This window comes from Ignavibacteriales bacterium (assembly GCA_026390595.1).
GTDB lineage: Bacteria > Bacteroidota > Ignavibacteria > UBA10030 > UBA10030 > UBA9647.
Genome location: JAPLFQ010000010.1, coordinates 174,090 through 197,941, shown reverse-complemented (window position 1 = coordinate 197,941; position 23,852 = coordinate 174,090). Strand labels below are relative to the sequence as shown.

The 23,852-nt window shown below is 53.6% G+C and carries 15 protein-coding genes; 8 read left to right on the top strand and 7 right to left on the bottom strand.

Going from position 1 to position 23,852, the window contains the following annotated elements; genetic code table 11:
- Positions 1-2: 2 nt before the first annotated feature.
- Positions 3-215 carry a hypothetical protein gene (locus NTU47_04705; GenBank protein MCX6133098.1) on the bottom strand — a complete coding sequence of 71 codons (213 nt, stop codon included), beginning with the start codon at positions 213-215 and terminating at the stop codon, positions 3-5.
- A gap of 580 nt (positions 216-795) precedes the next feature.
- Between NTU47_04705 and NTU47_04700 the strand changes: the two genes are divergently transcribed.
- The 4 genes from NTU47_04700 (at position 796) to NTU47_04685 (ending at position 6,416) form a co-directional block, all read left to right on the top strand.
- Positions 796-2,793 (top strand): T9SS type A sorting domain-containing protein, encoded by a 1,998-nt coding sequence (locus tag NTU47_04700; GenBank protein MCX6133097.1) that lies wholly within the window; start codon positions 796-798, stop codon positions 2,791-2,793.
- Positions 2,794-2,825: 32 nt separating this feature from the next.
- Positions 2,826-4,307 (top strand): M14 family zinc carboxypeptidase, encoded by a 1,482-nt coding sequence (locus tag NTU47_04695; GenBank protein ID MCX6133096.1) that lies wholly within the window; start codon positions 2,826-2,828, stop codon positions 4,305-4,307.
- A gap of 135 nt (positions 4,308-4,442) precedes the next feature.
- On the top strand, positions 4,443-5,285 hold the full coding sequence (locus tag NTU47_04690) for a 5'-methylthioadenosine/S-adenosylhomocysteine nucleosidase (GenBank protein MCX6133095.1): 843 nt from the start codon (positions 4,443-4,445) through the stop codon (positions 5,283-5,285).
- 150 nt (positions 5,286-5,435) lie between these two features.
- Positions 5,436-6,416: a hypothetical protein gene (locus tag NTU47_04685; GenBank protein ID MCX6133094.1), complete on the top strand. Its 981-nt coding sequence runs from the start codon at positions 5,436-5,438 to the stop codon at positions 6,414-6,416.
- A gap of 68 nt (positions 6,417-6,484) precedes the next feature.
- Here NTU47_04685 and NTU47_04680 read toward each other — a convergent pair whose 3' ends face one another.
- Entirely contained in the window at positions 6,485-6,907 is a 423-nt protein-coding gene (locus NTU47_04680) for a hypothetical protein (protein MCX6133093.1), read from the bottom strand.
- A gap of 238 nt (positions 6,908-7,145) precedes the next feature.
- Between NTU47_04680 and NTU47_04675 the strand changes: the two genes are divergently transcribed.
- Positions 7,146-8,645, top strand: coding sequence for a hypothetical protein (locus NTU47_04675; GenBank protein ID MCX6133092.1), 1,500 nt, complete (start codon positions 7,146-7,148; stop codon positions 8,643-8,645).
- Positions 8,646-8,935: 290 nt separating this feature from the next.
- Complete coding sequence (locus NTU47_04670; GenBank protein ID MCX6133091.1) at positions 8,936-9,433, top strand: helix-turn-helix domain-containing protein; 498 nt, start codon at positions 8,936-8,938, stop codon at positions 9,431-9,433.
- Between the two features lie 924 nt (positions 9,434-10,357).
- Here NTU47_04670 and NTU47_04665 read toward each other — a convergent pair.
- Complete coding sequence (locus NTU47_04665; GenBank protein ID MCX6133090.1) at positions 10,358-11,119, bottom strand: lysophospholipid acyltransferase family protein; 762 nt, start codon at positions 11,117-11,119, stop codon at positions 10,358-10,360.
- Positions 11,120-11,284: 165 nt separating this feature from the next.
- Complete coding sequence (locus tag NTU47_04660) at positions 11,285-15,589, bottom strand: YDG domain-containing protein (protein ID MCX6133089.1); 4,305 nt, start codon at positions 15,587-15,589, stop codon at positions 11,285-11,287.
- Between the two features lie 1,087 nt (positions 15,590-16,676).
- Here NTU47_04660 and NTU47_04655 point away from each other — a divergent pair.
- Positions 16,677-19,055: a PAS domain S-box protein gene (locus tag NTU47_04655; GenBank protein MCX6133088.1), complete on the top strand. Its 2,379-nt coding sequence runs from the start codon at positions 16,677-16,679 to the stop codon at positions 19,053-19,055.
- 22 nt (positions 19,056-19,077) lie between these two features.
- A complete protein-coding gene (locus NTU47_04650) occupies positions 19,078-20,202 on the top strand; it encodes a hypothetical protein (GenBank protein MCX6133087.1) in 1,125 nt (374 codons plus the stop codon).
- A gap of 275 nt (positions 20,203-20,477) precedes the next feature.
- On the opposite strand, the gene NTU47_04645 is transcribed toward NTU47_04650, so the two are convergent.
- The 3 genes from NTU47_04645 to NTU47_04635 form a co-directional block, all read right to left on the bottom strand.
- Positions 20,478-22,583: a M3 family metallopeptidase gene (locus NTU47_04645; GenBank protein MCX6133086.1), complete on the bottom strand. Its 2,106-nt coding sequence runs from the start codon at positions 22,581-22,583 to the stop codon at positions 20,478-20,480.
- A gap of 162 nt (positions 22,584-22,745) precedes the next feature.
- The gene (locus tag NTU47_04640) at positions 22,746-22,967 is read right to left on the bottom strand and encodes a DUF3276 family protein (GenBank protein MCX6133085.1); all 222 of its coding nucleotides are present in this window, start codon (positions 22,965-22,967) and stop codon (positions 22,746-22,748) included.
- A gap of 249 nt (positions 22,968-23,216) precedes the next feature.
- A complete protein-coding gene (locus NTU47_04635; protein ID MCX6133084.1) occupies positions 23,217-23,477 on the bottom strand; it encodes a hypothetical protein in 261 nt (86 codons plus the stop codon).
- Positions 23,478-23,852 lie beyond the last annotated feature (375 nt).

The window sequence follows — 23,852 nt, the reverse complement described above, 5'->3', positions numbered from 1 at the left end:
GATCACGCGCTTGAAGACTGCGACGCCGCGATGTGGCGATCGGGAATTATCATGCGTAAACCCAAAACTTGACAATCCTTGTCGCGCCTGTGGGAGGAACCAAGAAGATCGTACACGTCGCTGAAGCCGCGTAGTGAGACCACGAGTGCCATCCCGAAGAACACCGGCGCCGCAACGCCAAACAGAACGAGCCAGAACAGTGCACAGGAGGTCATGCTTCCTCCAAACATGTGAATCGTTTTTTGGGGGATGTGTTCTGACTTGCAGCGAGCCGACGATCATTTTCAATGCAGCGAGGACAAGATTTAGGATCCCCGCGATATTGACGCCGATAATAAGAATGTGCGATGGCGGCAGGATGTTGCGTGATTTCTCGAGAACAAAGAAGCTCCCAGGGGCAACCGCCCTCATAATGAGCGAGGTTCGCCTTGCTCTAATGGTAGGGAACCCAGAGTGCACTCTGGGAAAGTGCTCCTAACGTCGCGGTTCCAACTGTTTCGGGCAGGCGCGAGCTCACGATGCGGGGTCGGCTTTTCGTGTTCCTTGAATCATGGAGAGCTGATCATAGAGCCAAGTCGTTCCTGATGTCTGGCCGCTGGTCCACGTCTTATCAGATCCTGAAAGAGTAATTCGGTGAAGGAGTAGTTGACATTTGCAGAGTGACCGCGTAACTTTTTGTCGGGTGGATCTTCACTCTGATCATGAGCCGGGCTGCTCTCTCGTCGAGCAACACCAAGTCAAGTCGATTACAATGTCCAATCTCACAAATGTGCAATGAGGTCTTTGGCAATATGCTTGCTCCTCGTCTGGGGTCTTTCAGGGACCGCTAAATCGCAAGGCTCTGTCCTCCTTGTTGGTGGCGGCAGTGAAGAGTATAATGATTGGTCAGACGTGCCCTATCGATGGTTGGTTACACACGCGCCCAATCGGAAAATCGCCGTTCTTCACTATGCCGACACCACAACCTGGTTTTCCGGCTACTTCCCGTCGTTGAGCCCGTGTACGGTTTCGAATCGCTTCATCAACAGCACTGCGCAGGCGAATGATTCTGTGACATATCAATTTCTTCTGCAGCACGATGGTATTTTTCTCCGCGGGGGTGACCAGGCACAATATGTGCGATTGTGGAAAGGTACTTTGACACAAAAGGCGATCAAGGAGATCTTTCAACGGGGAGGAGTAATCGGAGGGTCGAGTGCTGGCGAGGCAGTGCTCAGTGATGTCGCATATACGGGTGGATCGTCCGACGTGGGGGCGATTCTTCGCAACCCGACCAACTCCATCACTCTCGTTGACGATTTTCTCTCGTTGCTGCCAAACACGCTCGCGGAGAATCATACCAGTGAGCGGGGCAGAATGGGGAGGATGCCGGTGTTCCTTGCACGCTACAAAGCTCTGACCGGGCGTGAAGTCACCGGGGTAGGAGTTGATGCGAACACAGCCTTCGCGGTGGACTCATCCGGTATCGGCGAAGCGATGGGTGGGAGTGCCGTGACGTTGGTACGCTGGACGTCCAACAGTCGGTATCTCATTGAACCCGGTGCCTCGTTTTCCATGTCGAACATGAAATTCGATCAGTTGATACCAGGATTCAAGGTGAACCTCAGAACGGGAGAAGTGCTCCGTCCGCCTTCGGCCGTTGCATTCATACCCAAACAGATCTCCTCTCCGAAGGGGGCAATTCTTCTCGATGGCAGCGGCAATCTGACGGATTGGTCATCGCCAAATGGGAGTTTGAAGAAACTTCAGTCCAGCCTCGGCACTCCGACTGACACAATCGGAATATTCTCTTCATCTGCCAGCCCGACGCTCGCAAATTCGGTGCAATCCGCACTAAGCTCCTGGGGTGTCACGTGCAGATTGCTGCTGATCGATGAACCTCGGAAGAACGATCCGGTACTGGCTTCTGCTGCGGCATCATGCGGAGCTTTCGTATTCGTCGGGAACACTCTGGACAGTCTTGCCAGCTTCCTTGATCCAGCCACGGGTCTGGGGGGCGTGTTTGCGTCCAAGGTGAGTACAGCAAAGCCGATGCTCTTTCTGTCCGAGGATGTCATGCTGGCGGGTGAAAAAGCGATCGGAGGATTGTACAGCAGCTTGTATGCGGGTTATTATGGCATGCTCAGACAGCTGCCGGGACTAAATCTGCTCAAGGGCATGCAGCCCGTTCCCAGGTTTTATCAGAATCCCGATAACAAATCATCGTATGACTACAGCGAAAACCGGATCATGGGAATGCAGTGGTCTATGGCAAAGTCCCAGCTTCCGTATGGGATCTTGATGGATGCTGGCGCGTATGTGCGCGTAACAAATGTGAAAATTGAAGCCTTTGGCATCTCGTCGACTTCCACACCAGTCCTGCTGTTCGATGCCCGCAATGCTCAGTGGGTGGATTTCCCCACCTTCCATCGCCCGGGAAAGCCGAACGCTTTGCAGAACGCAGCCATTATTGGTGCGACCTTGCATGTCCTGCGCTCAGGAGACACGAATGTCACAACCGATATCAGGCGGGACCGAGAGTCGGTGCCCCGTGCATTCAAGCTGGAACAAAACTATCCAAATCCCTTCAATCCGTCGACCACAATACGGTATTCAGTGCCGCAAGCGGGTTGGGCTTCGCTGAAGGTCTTTGATGTGCTTGGCAGGGAAGTAGCGGTTCTGCTCGATGAGATGAAATCCAGGGGTACGTATAGTGTAACATGGAAGGTCAAAAACGTTCCAAGCGGTGTCTATTTTTACAAGTTGAACGTCGGTGGAATGACCGAGACCCGCACAATGCAGCTTGTAAAATAATCTTCATCAAGGCACTCACATTGCGAGACCCTATGCACATCCTGAGGATTCTGTCTTTCGTCGCGATCGGCTGGAGCATCGCTGGCGCGCAGGTTCGGATCACTGCCCCAATTGAACGAGCGGGTTTTTCCCGTGCTACGTCGTTCGATACGCTGCAGGTCTTTCTCAAGGAGATTGGGGCAACACGCCACATCCAGGTTCAACCCCTCGCGACAACTCTCAAGGGAAGAACTCTTCCCTCCGTGTCGATTTCCTCCTCAGCCGCGTTTGGCGATGACAACGCGAAGATTCGGGTTCTCCTTTTTGCCCAGCAACACGGGGATGAACCGGCAGGCAAGGAAGCGCTGACTTTGTTGCTCGCGAAATTCGCCCGAGGCGAACATCGTGAATGGCTGAACCAGTTGGATCTCCTGATCGTCCCGCTGATGAACCCTGACGGTGCGGAGCTTCGCCAGCGGCGAACGAGCGACACGATCGATCTGAACCGCAACCACGTGTTGCTCACAGCGGCGGAGACCAGGGCGCTGCACGACCTGTTCTTCACGTGGAAGCCAGAAGTGACGCTGGATATGCATGAGTATTCCTCCATAAGCAGAAGCTGGCAAGATGCCGGAATCGAGAAAACGGCCGATGTCCAGCTTGGCATGCTCACGCATCCCGACACGCCGCCATCGATCTACGAGCTTCAGCATCAGCATCTGTTTCCGTATATCGCTTCCAGCATGGAAGCCAGGGGTTTTTCGTTCCAGGAGTACATCGTTGGTTCGCCCGACACCAGGATCCGTCACAGCACAACAGAGATCAACGATGGTCGGCAGAGCTTTGGAATCCTGAATACTATGTCTTTTATCCAGGAAGGACGCCGGTGGCGGGGCAATGAAGATCATCTCCAGCGGCGGGCGGAGGCTCAGCTTGCATCTGTGGAGGCGTTCCTTGAGTACTGCTCGAGCAATGCGGCAGTCATCCGCTCAACGGTCTCCCGGGAGCGCTCGAAACTGTTGACCGCTCAGGGTGAAAAAGCAGTCCTTCGGCTTGAACATTTCCCCGGGAGCGACAAGGTCGCGATACCTGTGTTCAACCTTCGGGCGAATAAAGATACGGTTTGGACGATCGCTCCATACCATGATGTCGTCAAACCCTCACTGAGTGTGAATATGCCTCGTGCGTACGTTGTTCCGAAAGGACTGCCTTCCGTGTTGGATCTTCTGCGACGCCATCAGATCGTCATGGAGGAAGTTCGTTCCGAGAAAACGATAGAGGCAGAAGTGTACACGATCGATAGTATTGCCACGGAGAACATCGAAGAAACAAATGTGCCACGACCATTCCTGCATACAAAGACCGTCAACGTAACCTTACATGCGGGTGATGTGATGATCCCGACGAACCAGTGGCAATCGCGCCTCCTGGCCATCATCCTTGAGCCGGAATCGGTCTGGGGATTGTTTGGATACCCCCAATTTACAGGCCTGCTTAGGAAGACCGGTACCTATCCCATACTACGTATTCAATAGACCCACCGGGGCTTTAACTAGAGAGCAGACACAGTGTGTTGCCTTCCCATTAAGGATGAACTGCTATCACTCGAGACCTATATTTACTATCTGAGTTAGCCTCATCACTGACGAGCATTGAGGAGGAGTCTTTGTATGGCATGTCGCATATCGTTTCTATTCCTGGTCTCTGTCACCTTCATTGTGGTGGTCTTTCCTCAAGGGCCGCCAGCAGGTGCGCGCCCGGTGATTGTTCAGGGAGCGATGAAGTCAGAAACAGAGAAACTGGCGGGCAGTCTCGACAATGTCACCATTGAGCGGGTGGGGGGCTGGATGTTCTGGCGCGGCACGCTGGAGGGCTATCCAGTCATCGTTTCAAGAACGCTGAGGGGTATTGCGAACGCCGCCGCTGCTACGACAATTGCCATCGAGCGCTACAATCCCATTGCCATTATCAATCAGGGGACGGCAGGTGGACACGAGCCCGGCCTGCACCTCTACGATATCGTTCTCGGCACCAGTTCGGTGAGTCTCGGAGCTTTCAGAACTCCGTACCGGGTGGCTGGAGGCGGAAGCAACGCGCTCAGTTGGACACCATTGAACATGATGTCGCCTGAAGGAGCTGCTTCGAATGATTCTGCCGGCCGAAGGGTTGCGCGATTTCCCGGCGACACGGTGCTTCTCGCCGCTGCCCGGCGGGTCGCGGGGTTGTACACGCAGGGGCGAGTGGTGGATGGAGTCATCGGATCGAGCGACATGTGGGTCGATGAAATCGACCTCATCGAAAAGTACCATACCAAGTACGGGAGTTCGGTTGAAGACATGGAAACCGCATCTGCGGCGCAAATCGCGAGTCACTTCCGCGTGGCATTCGCCGGCATCAGGATTGTCTCTGACAATACCACCAACGGTGACACGTACGAACCCAGGACCGGCCTGGCCTGCCAGGATTATGTTCGTCTGGTTGTAAAGGCTTATGTAGCTTCACTTTCGCGTTAGTCCAGCCCTGCCGTGATCGGCGGTGAGGAAGCCGATCTGGAAACCGGTCGGCTTTCTTCCTATCATGAACATACTGGTCCGTTAGACATTGCTGAGGACAGACGAGCGAAATCAAATCATGTTGTCAGCCATTACCATGCGGAGGATGCCATGAAGATGACAGCTGCCCGATTTGCGGGAGTCGCTGTTCTGCTAGTGATTCTCTGTTTGACCCTGTGCGCGCAGCAGAATCAACTCGCTGCCAAGGCACAGGCTGCGTACGACAAGAAGGCGTTCGCAGACGGTGCGCCGCTCTTTCTTCTCGCCGCTCAGGTCGATCCGAGGAACGCGTTCACCCATCTCTACAACGCAACATGCTGCTATGCTCTCTCCGGACAGAAAGATCTCGCCCTTTCCTCGCTCGAAATCGCAATAGCCAAGGGATGGCGCGATAAAAAGCACACCGAGGAAGACGAGGATCTTGCGAGTCTTCGGGGAGATCCTCGGTGGAACGACGTGCTTTCGAAAGTGACGACCGGGGGAGTGGAAGCAAACAGGGATGCCGTTATCAATGATCTGAACAACCTCTCGGCGTTCGCGTACCAATATCGAATAAGGCCAAAGAGCATGGGAGGCGGACAGGGATCGTATGTCGGCTTCAAGATCCCTGAAAGAATGGTAACGAACTCCAACGCGTCATATGAAGTTCTCGAGGCGAAGGACAGCATCGTCAAGTACAAGGCAACTTCGGTAAACGGATTTGGGACCGTCGAAGCGCGGATCGATGAAAGCGGCCGCCTCAGTGGATGGAGATATACCGGCGCTTTCGCAGCGCGAACACCCACAGCCCAATCGCCGGTCGTCTCCAATAGGGATGCCCTCATCAATGACATCAACAATCTGGCAGCTATGGCGTACCAATACCGAATTCGCCCATCAAGCATGGGGGGCGGCAACGGGGAATACACGGGATTGAAAATGCCGGAGAAAATGCAGTTGAACGAAAACGGGTCGTTCACCTACACTGTCGTGGGTCCGAACGAAGTCAAGATCAAGGCGGTTTCGGCGAAGGTGAAAGGAGCAGCGATTGAGACGATGCTCGATGGCGATGGGCGGCTGAAACTCTGGACTTACTGGGGAGAATTCCAGTAAAGTCGTTTGGAGAGCAGGTTAAGAAATGACAATCCCGGTCAACTGACCGGGATTTTTTTGGTTGAATCTCACTCGCCGGTCTTCAACGCTTCGATGTCTTTGCGATAATCCTCCCACGGATCAAAATCCCGGGTCTTTGTCGCTGAGTCGTAGACCTTCCTCGTCCTGAAACTGATAATGTCTCCACCTTCATGGGTCTTGTTCAGAATCTCAACGGGGTGAAGCACGGGAACCCTTCCGCTGTCGTCGAGGCTTCTGTAGTACACCTCGAGTGTATGTCCTACGTTCACGTAGCCGGGTGGGATTCCCTGCGGGAAGTCCTCGGTCCTTGTGATGACCTTGTGCGGCACTCGCTGCTTGTTCGAAACGACTGCGACCATCAAGGTATGGATTCCGGAGTTGTCCTTTCCAAGAGCTGTGACGGTGCACTCGACAATTCTGTTCAGGTGCATATAGTGTGCGTCCTGCCACGGTTTTATCAAATCAGCCATCGCGCGGTCCCCGGTGATCTCTTGGAATCTTGCCCAAGATGAACGCAAGCATCAAGGAGAAGGAAATCACTTCATTTCCTTCAATGTAACGTACCTCTGCTGCTATTTCAATCGAAACATGTGCATCGCCAGTAGGCTCGGCAGGTTCCGGAGGGGATGGAGGAGATCCATTGGTTTTCGGTACCGATTTCCATATTTTCAGAGGCGCATCAACCCACCACAACAACCATTCAACACGATGTCCGGGAAAGCAAGCTTCAGGAACTGGCCTTTCACTGATGCACTCTACGTTTTGTCGATACTTGCGTTCGTTGCAGTGGCGACGTGGATACACATGGCGGCAGGATTCACTTTTCCGGTCCCCTGGCCGGATGAAGCCGTCTTTGTCCAACAGGCAATCTCGTTCCAGCAGCACAATTCACTTTTGTCCCCGTATCTGAGCGAATCTCGCCACATTCTCTGGATGCCGCCGGGGTACATGATCGTGCTCGGAGTCCTGTTCAAGATTGCTGGTTCCGGACTGTTCACAGCGAGGCTCATCTCGTTCATCCTCACAGTCGGGATCTTCGGTGTTCTCGTCACGATGTTCAGAAATCATCCGGCACGATTTCATTTCCTCTTCCTGGCGAGTTTCTTCTTTCTTGACCGGTTCTTCGTGATCATGGGCAATACCGCGCGCATGGAGCCGCTCCTGATGCTCGGCGTCGTCACAGCGCTTGCGTTGTTCCGCGCACGGAAGCCCAACGCTGCGCTCTCGGTGCTCCTCGTCCTGCCGCTGATTCATCCCAATGGTATGTACTTCCTCTGTGCAGGTATTGGCTTCATCCTTGTTCAAAACCTGCTCTTGAAGGAAAAGGTAGAAGGCACGCGGACCGACAGGATGCTGCTTGCTGCTGCGCTCCTCCTGGTTGCGGGCTACATCCTGTTCGCCCTCTTTCATTGGAGTGATTTCCTGCGGGATATGAGTTTCCAGTTTGTCCGTAAGAGCAGGAGAAACCTGGCTGCTCCGCTGTTGACGACCGGCAATCTGGTATTCCTGAGTCTGAGCTGCGCAGGCCTGATGGCAGCCCTGATCAGGAAGGAAGCGAAGCTCGTTGTGCTTGGGTTGTTTGCCATCGCTTCGTGGTGCGTCAATAAGATCGGGCAGGAGATGTGGTATCAGGTCTTCGACGCATGGGCGGTGCTTCTTTTGATGATGATGATCATCGAGCTCTGCAATCCTGCGCGAAAGACGATGATATTCACAATTTTTACCCTCTGTGCCGTTTATATGGGGCGGCAGCTGGAGATGATCGAAAGTCTGAAAGGATACCCTCAGAATGTCAGATGGTACGGCATGGGGTTCCCGGAGAGAGTCGATTATTTCAACCGACATGATGCGGAGAGGATCAGAACTTCGCTGGCCGATCATCAAACCGGAACTGCGCCGGTCCGGACAATGATTTTTCCGAGTGCGGATGCGCTTTTGCTTCAGGATCTGGAGGGAGGGGTCCTGAGGAGTCTCTACGTTGCGCAGGATTCGTCCGTGTTTCCGGTGCAGCAGCACGACCTCTACCTCGTGCATATGTCCCGCTACTGCCCCATTGGCTGGGATTGGTCCTTCTATCCGTGGGTGCTCGAAGATGCGAAGATCGACACAGCTGACAAGAAGAACTTGCTCTTTGAGCGGGACGGCACCGAACAATGGTATTACCGCTTCGTCAAGACACCCGCTGATTCAATACCACGCACTCAATAGCCCACCTTCGGGAAAGATCTCACGATCCCAAGGGCTGGTGCCAGTTCGAACTCGTACCACTTCCAAAAACAATCCACGAATTCTTGCACTTCATGACTTCTGACGCATAGTTTGTTGACCAGTTCCCTCTGCGATTCTCCGCGGACGGACTTTATCCCGCCTGCCGTTGGCGGGACGTTTCTGCGATGAAAACTACAATATGGCTTACTAGTGCCGAACCAAGAAAGTAATCTTGTACTTTTGCTTTAGATTTCGCACATTCGAGGGAGCTAAGAAGAAAGGATCCCTTGATGAGCTTATTTGTTCGTGTTTTGACAAACGCTGAAGGCAACCATGTCCAGCGAATTTTGCGTCACGGAAAGAGTCGGACACCGTTTCGTCGCGCCCAGGTTATCATTCACTCAGCCCACGGCTACACCGTGCAGCAGATTGCTGAAGTCACCTGCCTGCACGAGGAATACATCCTCGAGTTGATCCGACGATTCAACCGCGAAGGCCTTGAGTTGTTTAAAGAGCGAGCCCGCAGTGGCCGACCGGTCGAATTTATTCCTGAAGTCCGGGCAGATATCGTTAAGATAGCTCTATCGCCTCCGAAGCTCTTGGGTTGCCCGTTCACTCGCTGGTCTGTGCCCAAGTTGCTGGAACACATCCTCAAGGTGAACGTTGTGCGCCGAATGAGCGATGAGAAGCTACGGCAGATCCTCAAAGAAGAGGGCGTGCATCTGCAACGCACCAAGACGTGGAAAGACTCGAAGGATCCGGCCTTCCGTACTAAAAAAAACGCATAGATCGATTGCGCAAGAGGGTTCCGCCCAAGTCTCACCTGTTGGCTTTCGATCAATTGGGTCCCATTGAGCTTCGTCCGATTCACGGTAGAACCTGGGCGCAGAAGTCCCACCCGGACCGATTACCGGCGACCTATACTCGCCCTCACGGGACACGTCAGTGGCTGGCCTTCCTCGACGTGAAAAAAGACAAACTCTGGGGATACTTCAGCCCCCGCAAACGCTGGCAGGAGGTCCTTCGAGCTTTCAAATGGATGCGATCTCGCTATCCTGTCAAAGAACGACTCTATGTTATCTTGGATAACTTCTCACCCCACCTACGACCTGAGATTCGGCGGTGGGCACGGAAGAACAACGTCTCTCTGGTCTACACACCGACCAACGCATCATGGATGAACCCCATTGAGTGTGAGTTCACTGAGCCAAAAGACTATGTCCTCACAGGTTCGTACTACAAATCCCATCACGAAATGCAACAAGCTTGGAATGACTTCTTGAGATACCGCAACAAACGAAATTCAAAACACAAGAAATCTTAATTGGTTCGGCACTAGATACGGCAGTAGTGTTGCGTCTCGGAGATAACCACCAGATGTGAGCAAAAGTACCAGGTATCACATGGTAGAGAAATGGCACCGATTCAGAATGACCGCACACACCCCTTCATCCCCTCTCCCCGACGCGCGAGCTTCCGCACAGAGGGGACTGTAAGTGCTTGGCTTTCTGCAAATCGTGAATCAAACGTCCCTTCTCGTGTGAGAGACTGTGGGCTGAGAGAAGGGAGCAGAGGGATGTGTGCTTTCTTCCAGAACGACTGAGTCATTGTCCGCTTAGATCTCTGCGCCCTGTTGCGGACTTATTCAAGATTCTTTCGAGACACGACATTAGCGTAGATGATTAGAGTGCTGGGAGAAGGGGGAAGAGCCATCACGATCGGGAAGGTGCAAGTCCATCCACTTCCTCAGCAGAAACAGACCGCCACTCGGCGATTTGTTTCATCATCTCGGCGCGCACGCGGTCACGAAGCGCCTGCACGTCTTCCATGCCAAGCGAGGCGGTCTCTATCGGGTGGAGGATCTTGAGAAAAATATCCGACGGCTTGCCGAATTGCCAGCTGTTTTTCGGGATGCATCCCCGTGAACCTTCTATGACGATGGGAAGGATGGGGACCTTCGTGCGGATCGCGAGATGGAACGCCCCATCTGTAAACGGGCGCACGCGACCATCCAGCGTGCGTGTCCCCTCCGGAAAAATAAGGACGGAGCATTTCTGATCGAGATACCACTGTGCTCTGAGGATTGCCCGTGCTCCGCTGCGTGCGCTCTTGCGATCGACTGCAATGTCACCCGAGAACGACATCATCCAGCCGATGATCGGGATCTTGAACAATTCCTTCTTCCCCATCCATTTCATCTCCCATGGCAGGTTGCTGATCAGGGGGATGTCGGCAAGCGATTGGTGGTTGGAAACAACGACGTACGGGCGGCGCGGATCAGAAATCATCTCGCCTGATATGTGAAGTCTCCAGGATGGATTCGCCTTCGTCAGCGCCTTGCCGAGCTTTCTGAAAAGAAACCCCGTCCGATAGAGCACCGGGTCGCGGTCAAACAGGCGACTGATTGCGAGGAGCAGAAACCAGACGAGAATAAGAATGGCGGTTGTGAACCAGATGATGAGAGAGCGGATCATTCAGAAATACGACAGTGAATAGTGATTGCGCTTCGCCGTGTTCCCAAAGATAAGGAATCGGAGCCGAAAATCACAATCACAACCGCGATCTGTCTCTGGACAGCCCCAAAACACAAAACCCCGTCTTGGGGGACGGGGTTTTGTGGGCAAGCGATTTCGGAATCGTTATTTCATCAGCATCAATTTTCGCGTCTGCGTGAAGTTGCCCGTCTGCAGGCGGTAGATATACATTCCGCTCGAGAGCTTGCTGGCGTCAAACCGCAACGCGTGCTGCCCGGCCGGACGTTCACCGTCTGCCAGAACCGCAACTTCCCGTCCCAGCATATCATACACCACCAGGCGGACCTTCGCAGCTTCAGGCAAATCGAACCGGATAGTCGTTGACGGGTTGAACGGGTTTGGATAGTTCTGCATCAGCGCATATTCCGTCGGCATTTCGTTTGCAGCGTCTTCGTCGATCAGCTGTTGTACGCTGATATCAGCGGCAGCTGAGGTCCCACCCGACTTGGAGACGGAGAGCAGACCGGTGACTGCGCCGGTTGGAGCGGCATTGTCGGCTGCGCCCATCTGATTGTCGTACACCACTGCGTTGCCACTGTTCTTGTTCCATATCTTGAGACGGAGCTTGTTGCCTGCGAACAGCTGACCATCGACGATGCTGAGCAGGAATCCGTAGCTGCCGGCACCATCAACCTTTCCACTTCCCTGCAGCGTTGCCTGTGACCCGGAAACAACAAGCACGTCAAACTGGGTGCTTAGGAAGTTCAGGACACTCGGATAGAACAGGCCCTTGGTCTTCAATTGAAAATCAACGAGTCCAGTAGGCGTCACAGCGTTGTTGCCGACGTATGCCGCTGCGAATGCAAAGTATCCTCTTCCGGTGACGGTCGGAGTCTTGACAAATGCGCCGGCCGGCGAGGTGATATATCCTGCACCGGCTATGCAGCCGGTGTTTGCCGGAGCTGCCGTGATGCTTGCCGTCGTCGTGGGCTGTGTGAGCAAGTAATTTCCGGCATCAGTACCGCTGATCGTGAGACCGGAAATCGTTACTGTCTTGTTCGTTCCAACTTCCTTGTCGGAGAACGTGCCAACGGCCGTTGATTTGTTCAAAGTAACAACATCAGGAGAAATCACTGTGACGAGAGCTCCGCCTGAGGTGTTGAGTGTGGCGTTCGTCGTTCCATCGTAGACCTTGTCGTTGGCGGATATTCCGGTAACGGTCAGGCCCTTGGCAGTGATGCTCGCAGTTGTTGCGGGCTGAGTCAGAGAATAGTTCCCGGCGGCCGCGCCTGACAGGAGAATACCGGTCACGGCGACAGGTTTGTTCACTCCAACGTTTTTGTCGTTGAACTTGCCCACAGCGTTTGCAGTGTTGAGACTCACGACGTCACCACTCACTGCTCCGGAAGATGCTGCGCCTGCCAGGTTGATGACCGCAACTGTGCTGCCGTCATAGACCCTGTTGCTGGCCGTGATCCCTGTAACCGTAAGCGCTTTGGCGGTGATAGTCTGCTGGACGGCGCCGGATGTGCTGCCGGCGAAATTGCCGTCGCCGCCATACACAGCCGTGATGGAGTGCGAAGATCCCGCAACCTGAAGCGAAGAGGTGCTGAGTGTCGCAACGCCAGAACCATTCAGCGTTCCGGTGCCCAGGACCGATGCGCCATCGTTGAAGGTGACCGTTCCAGTTGGTGCATTTGCAGGGGCAACGGTGGCCGTAAATGTCACTGACTGGCCATACTCAATCGTGGCAGCTGAAGTGCCAAGAGCGATTGTTGTCGTGTTCGTCGTAATATTAAAGTTTGCTGTGTTGTAGGTGATGTTGTAGTTAGGCAGCACGGCCGCCGGACTGAGCGTTGCACTGATTACATAGGGACTTGCTGTGACTGACTCGCCAGGTGTGCGGGCATACGCTGCAGTTACATTGTCAGCAGCAACAAAGCCAGTCAGCGTTCCTGTAAAGGCCGGGTCGGAGGATCCAAAAACCTTCGTAGCAGCATTCGGCGTGACGGAGGCAGTCGCCTTTGTGATCGTGAATGCCGCCGTTCCGTACGTGATGTCATAGTTATCCAAAGCCCCCGCCGGGCTGAGCGCAGCACTGATTGTGTACGGGCTGCCACCAACCGTCTCACCAGCGACTCGGCTACACGTCGCGCTGACTTCACCAGCGACAAAACCTGTGAGGCTGCCGGTGAGCACCGGCTCGGGTGCTCCATATATCTTGCCTGCCGCAGCAGGAGTAGCAGAGGCGGCCTTCTTGGAGATAGCAGCCGTTGCGGAAGGCTGTGTCAGCGAATAATTACCCGCGTCGGTGCCTGAAATGCTTAGACCGCTGATGGTGACATGCTTGTTCGTCCCGAAGTTCTTGCTGTCGAAGCTGCCTGCGGCGGCTCCGGTATTCAACGTGACAACATCGCTGCCCACGACACCAACTAAGGCTGCAGATCCTGTGTTGAGCACAGCAGTGGCACTACCGTCGTAGAACTTGTCGCTTGCCGTGATTCCTGCAACTGTCAGCGGTTTGACAGTGACTGCCTGTTGGATGGTGTTTGACGTGCTTCCGTCAAAATTGGCATCGCCACCATAGACAGCGGTGATCGAGTGAGGAGATCCCGCAACTTTCAGCGTCGAGATGCTCAATGCAGCAACGCCCGAACCGTTCAGAGTTCCGGTGCCAACAACCGATGCGCCTTCTTTGAAGGTCACAGTTCCCGAAGGTGTGCCTGCGCCCGTGACTGTCGCAGTGAAGGTCACCGATGTGCCGTATTCCGACGATGCAGAAGATGTACCGAGAGTGGTTGTCGAGATATTCTTCGTGATTGTGAAATCGGCCGTCTTGTAGGCGATCTCATAATTGGGCAGCACGGCAGCCGGACTGAGTGTTGCACTGATTACATAGGGACTTGCTGCGACTGTCTCGCCAGTTGTGCGGGCATACGCTGCAGTTACATTGTCAGCAGCAACAAAGCCAGCCAACGTTCCTGTCAAGGTCGGGTCGGAGGTTCCAAAGACCTTTGTAGCCGCATTCGGCGTGACCGAGGCTGTCGCCTTTGTGATCGTGAATGCCGCCGTTCCGTATGCAATTGTGTAGTTGTCCAACGCGCTTGCCGGGCTAAGCGTAGCACTGATCGTGTACACACCCGCGGCGGTCTCACCAGGGGTTCGGCTGTATGCCACGCTTACTTCACCAGCGACGAATCCCGTGAGCGTGCCAGTGAGAACCGGATCGGATGTTCCATAGATCTTGCCTGCGACAGCGGGAGCCACGGATGCGGTTGCCCTTGCTATGCTCGCGGATGTGGACGGTTGGGTAAGCAGATAATTGTTTTTGTCATCGCCCGCAAGGGTCAAACCATTGATGGTGACAGGCTTGCTTGAGCCCCAGTTCTTGCTATCGAAGCTGCCAACTGCACTGCCGGACAAACTGACATTATCTCCAGTAATCTTGCCAACAAGTGAGCCAGTCCCGGTGACTGCGGTGGTCGATGTGCCGTCATAAGGCCTATCAACGGCGGTGATACCTGTAACCGTGAGTTCTTTAAGTGTGATGTTTGCTGTCGTTGTCGGCTGGACGAGCGAGTAGTTGCCTATGCTGGCACCGCTGATTGTAACCCCGGACACCGTTACTGTCTTGCCATTGGCGGCGTTCTTGTCGGCAAATGTGCCTGTTGCAGCAAAGTTGGGGGTGATGGCGTCGCCAGGAATAACTCCTAGCAGGCTTGCCCCTGCTGTGTGCAATGTGGCAGAGATTCCGCCGTCGTAGGTTTTGGGGTCAGCGGTGATGCCGATGACCGTCAGGGTGGCAGGAATGACTGACAGTGGAGTCGCGACTGAGGAGCTTGGATCGAAATTGTTGTCGCCACTATACTCGGCCATGATTGAATGTGTAGCTACTGAGAACTGCTCATGCGTAATTGTGGCAGAACCTGCAGTCAAATCACCGGACTTGATCGTCGTTGATCCTTCTTTGAGGGTCACCGTCCCCGACGGTGTATTGCCCGAACCTGTGACAGTGGCTATGAAAGTCACCTGGGCACCGTACTGAACCGGATTGGGTGAAGCAGTCAGCGTGATCAGACTAGGCGTCTTGGGAGGGGTTACGATTCCGAAATTATGATTATCGCTGATAACGAGCTTCAACTCACCTAAGATAAAACAATTCACGTCTATCGTCACCGTCCCTGAAGTGGGTGGTCGAAACCAGATAGTGAATTGCCCACTTCCAGCTTCCAGCAGGTACGAGCTCGGGTCTGCTTGAGGGACTGGCACATCGAATTCATTGACGATTGTTTGTACTGACGTCATGCTTATCAGATAGCTGAATCCCAAATCTCCCTGTGGCATGCCGGAGAACTGGAATCCAGCAATCGGTCCATTTGTGACGAAAGTGGATGTCTGCGCCATCGCATCGTTCGTCAGGAGAACCAAAACAGCGAACGTGAGGAAGGAAAACGTAAGAAATCTCTTCATGGTGGGCCTCAATTGTGAACGTCAGCACTTAGTAGAGAAACGAGTTCCTCACTCAGTACCATCAGCTTGTACTCAAGTGAGTTTGCAGGAGCCTGCAGTAAGTTCGAAACCGCTTATTGTCGCCGAAGGTTCTGACTGCCTGATGTTTGCCTCTTCAGGACAGTATTGAATGGATCGTATGTGAGTCATCCTGCTTCATCGCCGCTATGAGATAGGTCCTTGGGGCGGCGTTTGTGTTTCGACAGGAGGTGTTACAGTTTGAAGTTTAGCTATCTCTGCCGTTATCTTCAAGACTTCGTTGATTTCTGTCAGACGTCTTGCCCGGAAGAGGCAACATTCACGCAAACCACAGCCTCAAATAAGGTACCAGAAGACCAATGTTTCAGAATGCCGCCTTTTTTGATAAATTTCACAACTTTCAGGTCTTCCAACAAGGATATTCCGGCAAATCCAGAAAGTGATTGAGAATCTTTCTGAGAATTCCGGAAACACAAATATCCAATGGAATCAAGTCAATTTGAACAAAGTGTATCGTTTCAATGCATGATCACCGATCGATGCAAGCGGCTGTCAAGCTGAAACACCTATTCTGTTGTCATAGTTTCACTTGGCGGAAGATTTTTTGCGATTCAGGGAGTTCCGGAGCCAATGGTCGTCGGCCTAATTCGCCATATGTCATGGTTCACGATTCGAACATCGTGAAGTGAGGAACAGGAGGTGCTCCATCCAAATAAACGTTGCATGAATCTATCACGCAAGACTCCCGGACGTCTCGCTTCAAACCCCCCGCTCTGATAATCCATATGTGGTGAGTAGCTCTTTGATTTGGGGTCTTGTAACGCCCGTGGAATTTCATAGATTCACGGTTGAACGAGAAGATCGACTTCAACGGACGATGAATGGAAGATCGATGAATTTCTCCGTGTTCTCGATCCCGGGAGAGACATGCCAACCCATCTGCATGGAATTGCTTATTCTTCACTTGATGACTAAGTTAGCGTATCTGGCAGTTGCACTACAATTGATTTGATGCCCGAACAATCGCACCGTACGCCCGTATCGATAAGGACACTCTCCCCGAGAAGAAATGCTGAAAACCCGCACTCTACACCCCAGGAAAATGGTCAAGTCAGTCCGAGAGCACCCGAAGCGACGAGTCAAAAATCCCCAGGAATCTGATGACAAGCGCAGAATGGTCGAGAAGGCTCTGCGGGAAAGTGAAGAAAATTACCGGACGTTAACCGAAAACGTGCCTGTGGGAATATTCAGAAGCACGCCCGGAAGAAGGGGAAAATTCCTGGAGGTGAACCCGGCACTTGTGAAGATCCTCGGATACAGAAGCAAGAAGGAGCTTTTTGCGAAAGATGTTTCCCGGGTGTATGAGAATCCCCGGGACAGGCTCGGATTCAGCAAGCGGATCGCGGAAAAGGGATTGCACCAGGAAGAAATGACTCTCCGTAAGAAAGACGGGACGACGATCATCGTATCGATGACAGCGATCGCGGTGAGGGACGAAAAGGGAAGGATACTCTATTTCGACGGCATCGTCGATGATATCACCAAGCGAAAACAGGCGGAAGAAGAGCTCCTGCTGCAGAAGACCTATCTTGAGATCCTCTTCAACAGCGCTCCCGAAGCAATCGTCCTGCACGACAACAACGACCGCATCGTGAACGTGAACGATGAATTCACGCGCATGTTCGGATACTCACGCGGGGAGTCGATCGGGAAACCCATCAACGCGCTCGTTGCCTCGGCCCAGCTCAGAAACGAAGCGGCCAGGATTTCCCGGACAGTACTTTCCGGTAAGAGAGTTGAAATCGACACCAAGCGCAAGCGGAAGGACGGAACCCTCCTCGATGTTTCAATCCTTGGCTCGCCGATCATCCATGCCGGAAAGCAAATGGGGGACTACGCCATCTATCGCGATATCACAGTGCGGAAGAAGGCCGAAGAAGAGCTGTACGTCCAAACCTCGTATCTCGAACGTCTGTTCAACAGCGCTCCGGAAGCCATCGTCTGGCACGACAACGATGACCTGGTGATCAATGTCAATGATGAATTCACGCGTATGTTCGGCTATACCCGCGAGGACGCAATAGGAAAGCCAATCAACGATCTCGTTGCGCCTCCGGAGCTCCGGGGCGAAGCACGGAGTTTATCCCAGCGCGTCGCCCGGGGGCAGAGGGTCGAGGTAGACTCAAGGCGCAAGTGCAAGGATGGAACGCTCGTCGATGTGTCAATCCTGGGTGCTCCCATTTTCCATGGCGGCAACCAGATGGGGGTGTATGCGGTCTACCGTGACATCACAGAACGGAAAGTCGCGGAGGAGCAGCTTCATATCCAGAAAACGTATTTCCAGCGGTTGTTTAACAGCGCCCCGGAGGCGATCATCCTGCACGATAACAACGATGTCGTCGTCGACGTCAATGATGAATTTACGCGGATGTTCGGCTACTCGCGCGAGGAGGCAATCGGAAGGTTCATCAATGATCTGGTGGCTTCCCCGGAGTACAAGGACGAGGCGTCCAGGCTCTCGTCGGGGGTTATCCATGGCGAGAGGGTGGAGCTTGATTCGCGGCGCAAGCGCAAGGACGGATCGCTTATCGACGTCTCAATTCTCGGTGCGCCGATCATACACGAAGGCACGCAGATGGCGATCTATGCCATCTACCGTGATATTACAGAGCGCAAGAAGGCGGAAGAAGTCCGCATCAGGGTAAAAGAAGAATCGCGGATGGCAAGGAATATCCAGGCAAACCTCCTTCCGAAATCGAATCCGGATATCCCCGGCTATGATCTTGCAGGCAAAAATATCTCCGCCCTGAATGTCGGCGGGGATTACTACGATTTCATTCGTCTGGACGAGCACCGGCTGGCGATCGGCCTGGGGGACGTCAGCGGGAAGGGGCTCGCAGCGTCCCTTGTCATGGCGAACCTGCAGGCAACAATCAGGGGGCTGGCGCTGTTCGACCCTGATCCCAAAGACTGCCTGGAGAGGGCGAACAAGCTCCTGTTTCGCAGCACCGATTCCCGTACGTTTGTCTCTCTCTTCTATGGCATCCTGGACACGAGGAGGCATACGCTTTCCTACGCCAGCGCCGGCCAGGACATGCCGATGCTGTTTTCGTCGGGCATGAAACCAACCCTCCTGAAGACGCGTGGAATCGCGCTCGGCATCAAAGAGGATGTTACGTACGCGAAGGAGGAAATCTCCATTTTGCCCGGAGACCGAATACTGATCTATACCGACGGAATTTCGGAAGCGATGAATGAAAAGATGGAAGAGTTCGGAAAAGAAAAGCTCCAGGCCCTTGTTCAACGCGCGCAAGGGGAACGTTCAGCGGCGTTGATAGACAATATCATTGCCGCAGTCAGCGCCCACGTCCGCTCTGCTTCCCAGAGCGATGACATGACTATTGTGCTGGTGCAACGCCTGACCGCCGCCGACGCGGGTACATCCTAGTTCTTTTGAACAAAGAGGATCAATGTTGAGGACTTTTCGTTTCACAGTGTTTCTCGCACTTCTGATCGTTTCGTTTGCCCCGGCGCAAGAAGATATGGGAGGCCCAGGAAGCGCATTGACTCTTGGCGTTGGCAACAACGGAATCTGCTTTGGCAATTCTCCGAGGCACAACGGTCTGCGCTTCAATTGGAGCGATGCCGGTGTGGAAGAAATCAATGGCCTCAACTTCACGCTGTGGAAGCCTTCCGATCCAATGTCTGGCACTATCAATGGTGTGTCGCTCGGTGTAGTCGCCTCGGGAGCAGCCACCCTCAACGGTATCTCCGTCGGCGGACTTGCCGTCATTGGAAGGAGCACAATCACAGGACTGTCGCTGGGCGGACTGGCAGTCGTGTCGCAGGGATCACTTGTTGGGGTCAATGTAGGGGGTCTCGCCGTCGTCGGTGCCGGTGAAGTAAAAGGACTGAAGAGCGTCAACACCATGGCCGGAATCTCGATCGGAGGATTGGCGGTTGTCACGGAGGGATCGACAGCCGGAGTTAGCATTGGCGGGCTGGCCGTCGTGGGAAAGGAAGCTCTTACAGGTGTGAATGTCGGCGGGATGGCTGCCGTCACTCAAGGAACGTTGAGTGGTATCAACTTAGGAGGTCTCGCTATTGTGGGCACTGGGGGCGTGAGCGGTCTCAGCTTTGGCGGATTGGCCGTCGTCTCCGAAGGTACTGTTCGCGGAGTCACCATCGGAGGTCTCGCGGTCTTGGGATTGGGGGGGATCAGAGGATTGACTGTTGGCGGAATCGGGATCGTTTCAAAAAAAGATATCGAGGGGCTGAATATTACTTTGGGAGATCTGCGAAGTGACAAACCGGATGACGAGATCACCATGCGGGGAATCAATGTCGGCGTTTACCGCATCAGAGCAAAGGAACTCTCAGGAATCAATGTCAGCGTCCTCATGACGATTGCAGAGAATACACGGGGACTTACGGTAGGGGGCTACAACCGGGTTGAGGGGACTCAACGCGGGATTTCCATCGGCCTGTTCAATCACGCGACCGAGCTCTTCGGTGTTCAGATTGGGATCATCAACTGGGCCGAGAACAATCCCGAGTATCTCAGGATCCTTCCCTTCCTCAATCTGCATTTCTGAGTTACGTGGGTTCGGTTTGCCAACAGCAAAGAGGCTGTCCCAAAAGTAATAACAACCCCTTGAGTTGCGTGGAGGTTCTTTCAGTCCCAACGATTTTGGAATCCTCAACGTGGTCGAAATGACATTTCGACCTACATATGGGACAGCCGCATCTTGTCTGGGTTAGGTATGTCGGAAATGATCTCTACGCTGGTGTCGCCGAACCGGGGCTCATCGCGCTCTTCATCTCACGCATGCCGAATTCGGTCGATGTGCCCTTGATGCAACGTTTTTCCTCACAGAAGTCCGCGTTTCTTCAGAAGCGGCTCGATTGTCGGTTTCTTTCCCCGGAAGCGCTCGTACATCTTCATCGCATCCTCCGATCCGCCCCGTTCGAGAATATTTTTGCGGAACGACGTTGCCGTTGCCTGGTCGAATAATCCCTTCTCCTTGAATGCCTCAAACGCATCTTCAACCAGGACCTCAGCCCAGATGTAGCTGTAGTAGCCGGATGAATAGCCGCCGCTGAAAATATGAGCGAAGTACGGACTCCGGTAGCGGACGACAATCTCCGGAATGAGCTCCAACTTGTCGAGTGATTTCTTTTCGAACATCGTACCGTCGACCGGCTTCGTGTCCGTCAGCGTGTGCCAGTCCATATCGAGGAATGAGGCGGCGAGGTATTCCACCGTCGTGAAACCCTGGTTGAATTTTCCCGCCTTCTGGATCTTGTCGATGAGCGACTGCGGAATGACTTCGCCAGACTTGTAATGGCGCGCGTACGATTTCAACACTTCGGGCTCAAATGCCCAGTTTTCCATGATTTGTGACGGCAGCTCCACGAAATCTCTCGGCACGGGCAGTCCCCTGTAGGTCACGTTCGAAAGGAGGCCATGGAGGGCGTGTCCGAATTCGTGGAAGAGTGTTCCCGCTTCTTCAAGACTCAGGAGGGCAGGTCGGTCGCCGGCCGGCCTGGAAAAATTCCCGACGTTGTACATCAGCGGCGTCACGAATGTTTCACCGACCCGCTCCTGCCGGCGGTACGAACTGCACCACGCGCCGGCGCGCTTCCCGGGTCTGGGGAAATAGTCGGTGTAGAGGATGCCAACGTGGGACCCGTCCTTGCGTTTGACTTCGAAAACCGTCACCTCGTCTGAATAGGTCGGAATATCCTTGCGCTCAAAGAACTCAATTCCATAGAGCCTTCCAGCGACGTCAAACGCTCCCTTTCTGACATTGTCGAGCAGAAAATACGGTCGCAGTTCGTTCTCGTCCAGATCGTATTTGGCTTTCCGGATCTTTTCCGCGTAATACCACCAGTCCCATGCTTCGAGCTTGAAACTCTTTCCTTCGCTTGTGATCATCGCCTGCATGGCGGCTCGTTCCTGCTTCGCCATCTTCAATGCGGGTCTCCAGATCTTGTTCAGGAACTCATAGACCGTCCTGGGGTTTTTCGCCATGTTCACTTCGAGAACAAAATCGGCGTGAGTCTTGTACCCCAGGAGATGTGCGCGCTCCACCCGCAGGGCAGCGATCTTCGCGACAATCTCCTTGTTGTCATATTGGTTACCCTGATCGCCACGCATGATATAGCCTTTCAACAACTTCTCACGCAGCGACCGGTTCTCACCATATTGCAAGAAGGGAAGCATGCTCGGCTTCTGCACCGTGAATACCCACTTCCCTTCGAGTTTTGCTCGCTTCGCGGCTTCTGCTGCGCCGTCAATGGCAGACTGAGGAAGACCCGCGAGGTCTTCCTGGCGGTCAACAATCAATTTGAAATCATTCGTTTCCTTGAGGACGTTTTCCTCGAACTTCAGCCGAAGCATCGACGATTCCTCGTTGATCGCGCGGAAACGCTCCTTCTTTTCGCCGGCGAGATTTGCCCCGCCGCGGACAAAATCCTTGTACGCGTTCTCAAGCAGTCTCAACTGTTCTGCGTTCAGGTGCGCTGTCTTGCGTTTTTCGTACACCGCTTTGACGCGTAGGAAGAGCTTCGGATTGAGATTGATGTCATCCCGGTGCTTCGAGAGGAGAGGCGTAACTTCGTTGGCGATTTTCTGCAGCTCATCGGTGGTGTTTGCACCGCGGAGGCTGCCAAAGACTGCATTCACCTTGTCGAGCAATGCGCCCGAATGCTCGAGAGCCACGATCGTGTTCTCGAACGTCGGTGGTTCGGCGCTGGTGATGATCGCTTCAATTTCCTCCTTATGCACCTCCATGCCTTTCAGAAATGCAGGCATGTAGTGTTCAAACTTGATGAGGTGGAAAGGAGGAGTCTTGAAGGGAGTTGTGTATTCGCTGAAGAAGGGATTTGAGCCGGTTGCCGCCTGATTCTGCTGAGCAACGCTGAGAGCAGAAAGAAGCGAGAGGCCCAGGCACACGAGGAGTGTGAGTCTCATAGAATGATCCTTCGAAGAAGTGGTTTGGTAAACGGTGCAGGGGTGGGAACAATATACGGGATTCTTGGAAAAAATAAAGTACGGGAAAGCGGGCAGGAAGGGTAAGGGTGGGTCGGCCCTCCGCGTGGGCCGACCCTGTATGCCGACGTCCGACGCGCTGAACTACTGCGCTATGGCCGCGGCTGCGTCATTGACGGCTTTCTGGAACTCTTCGATGGATTCGCCGAAGACTCTGACCGTCACACGTTTCTTCTCTTCTCCGTCAATCTTATTCTCACTGATGGAGAGGTATTTGTGGCCGTTCTTGGCTTCCTTGAGATCGATGAAGTACGTCGTGCGGCCCGAGCGGACCATCGTGGAGTAGAGAGCACTGGTATTAGGCATAGCAACCTCCGTACGGTTAGTGTATGAGTGTGGATTGTCCTTAGGGAGTTCTCTAAGGAACATGAGGAATCAGAAACGAGGAGAAAGAACCGGGGCGACAGACGAAGCAATGTTCCGCGGCGAAATCAGAAATGGCAACGAGTCAGTACTTGCGGAGATTCAGGGGCGAATATCGAATAGGATGCGTATGTGATTTGTGCGGAGTGCGGCTGGGTTCAGGTGGTTTGAGGAGGCACCGTGTCTGGGCCGTCAGTTCTCGGAGTTTCCGTAGAGACGGTGAATGGCGGCGACGATGGAGTCGCGAGAGGCAGATACGGCTTTGACTTTTGTCTTCTTCCCCAAGATGAAGCGTACGTCGGTCAGAAGCCTGCGGCGAAAAAGCTCGGGGACAGCGACAATGACGACGTCATTCTGCAACGATATCGGAATGATGGTCAGCTCCAGCGCAATTCGCTTGGAGATCAGCTTCAGAGCCGCGGGTTCCACATACACGGTGTTGAGGTCTATCATATGGATCACAGATGTCCGGTCAGAAAAGGAGGGATTATAACGAACTCCCCATGGAATACTGGAGAAAAAAAACGAGGCAGTCAAGCATTTTTTGCGAATACCGTGAAATCACGGTTTGTGAGAGCAGATTTCTTTGTTTTCTCTAAAGAATTCGCGATTATCAACTATGGGAATTCGATTTGCAGGTGGTTTTCAAGATTCATCTCCAGGTGTTACCCATCTTAGATTCAACGTCTCTCAGACGGTCGTTCCAGATCTGTGCGGCGGTCAGAAGAAAAACAGTCATTTTGCGCTACTTTTTTACTGCTCTTTCGTCTATTCTTACACTTCAGGTACTACGGCATCGAAATCGTTTTTCATAATCATCTCTCACGT

Excerpts from the sequence above, each read along its gene's own strand:
- NTU47_04705 (MCX6133098.1), bottom strand. The coding sequence starts at position 215 with ATGACCTCCTGTGCACTGTTCTGGCTCGTTCTGTTTGGCGTTGCGGCG.
- NTU47_04695 (MCX6133096.1), top strand. The coding sequence starts at position 2,826 with ATGCACATCCTGAGGATTCTGTCTTTCGTCGCGATCGGCTGGAGCATC.
- NTU47_04690 (MCX6133095.1), top strand. The coding sequence starts at position 4,443 with ATGGCATGTCGCATATCGTTTCTATTCCTGGTCTCTGTCACCTTCATT.
- NTU47_04685 (MCX6133094.1), top strand. The coding sequence starts at position 5,436 with ATGAAGATGACAGCTGCCCGATTTGCGGGAGTCGCTGTTCTGCTAGTG.
- NTU47_04680 (MCX6133093.1), bottom strand. The coding sequence starts at position 6,907 with ATGGCTGATTTGATAAAACCGTGGCAGGACGCACACTATATGCACCTG.
- NTU47_04675 (MCX6133092.1), top strand. The coding sequence starts at position 7,146 with ATGTCCGGGAAAGCAAGCTTCAGGAACTGGCCTTTCACTGATGCACTC.
- NTU47_04670 (MCX6133091.1), top strand. The coding sequence starts at position 8,936 with ATGAGCTTATTTGTTCGTGTTTTGACAAACGCTGAAGGCAACCATGTC.
- NTU47_04665 (MCX6133090.1), bottom strand. The coding sequence starts at position 11,119 with ATGATCCGCTCTCTCATCATCTGGTTCACAACCGCCATTCTTATTCTC.
- NTU47_04660 (MCX6133089.1), bottom strand. The coding sequence starts at position 15,589 with ATGAAGAGATTTCTTACGTTTTCCTTCCTCACGTTCGCTGTTTTGGTT.
- NTU47_04655 (MCX6133088.1), top strand. The coding sequence starts at position 16,677 with ATGCTGAAAACCCGCACTCTACACCCCAGGAAAATGGTCAAGTCAGTC.
- NTU47_04650 (MCX6133087.1), top strand. The coding sequence starts at position 19,078 with ATGTTGAGGACTTTTCGTTTCACAGTGTTTCTCGCACTTCTGATCGTT.
- NTU47_04645 (MCX6133086.1), bottom strand. The coding sequence starts at position 22,583 with ATGAGACTCACACTCCTCGTGTGCCTGGGCCTCTCGCTTCTTTCTGCT.
- NTU47_04640 (MCX6133085.1), bottom strand. The coding sequence starts at position 22,967 with ATGCCTAATACCAGTGCTCTCTACTCCACGATGGTCCGCTCGGGCCGC.
- NTU47_04635 (MCX6133084.1), bottom strand. The coding sequence starts at position 23,477 with ATGATAGACCTCAACACCGTGTATGTGGAACCCGCGGCTCTGAAGCTG.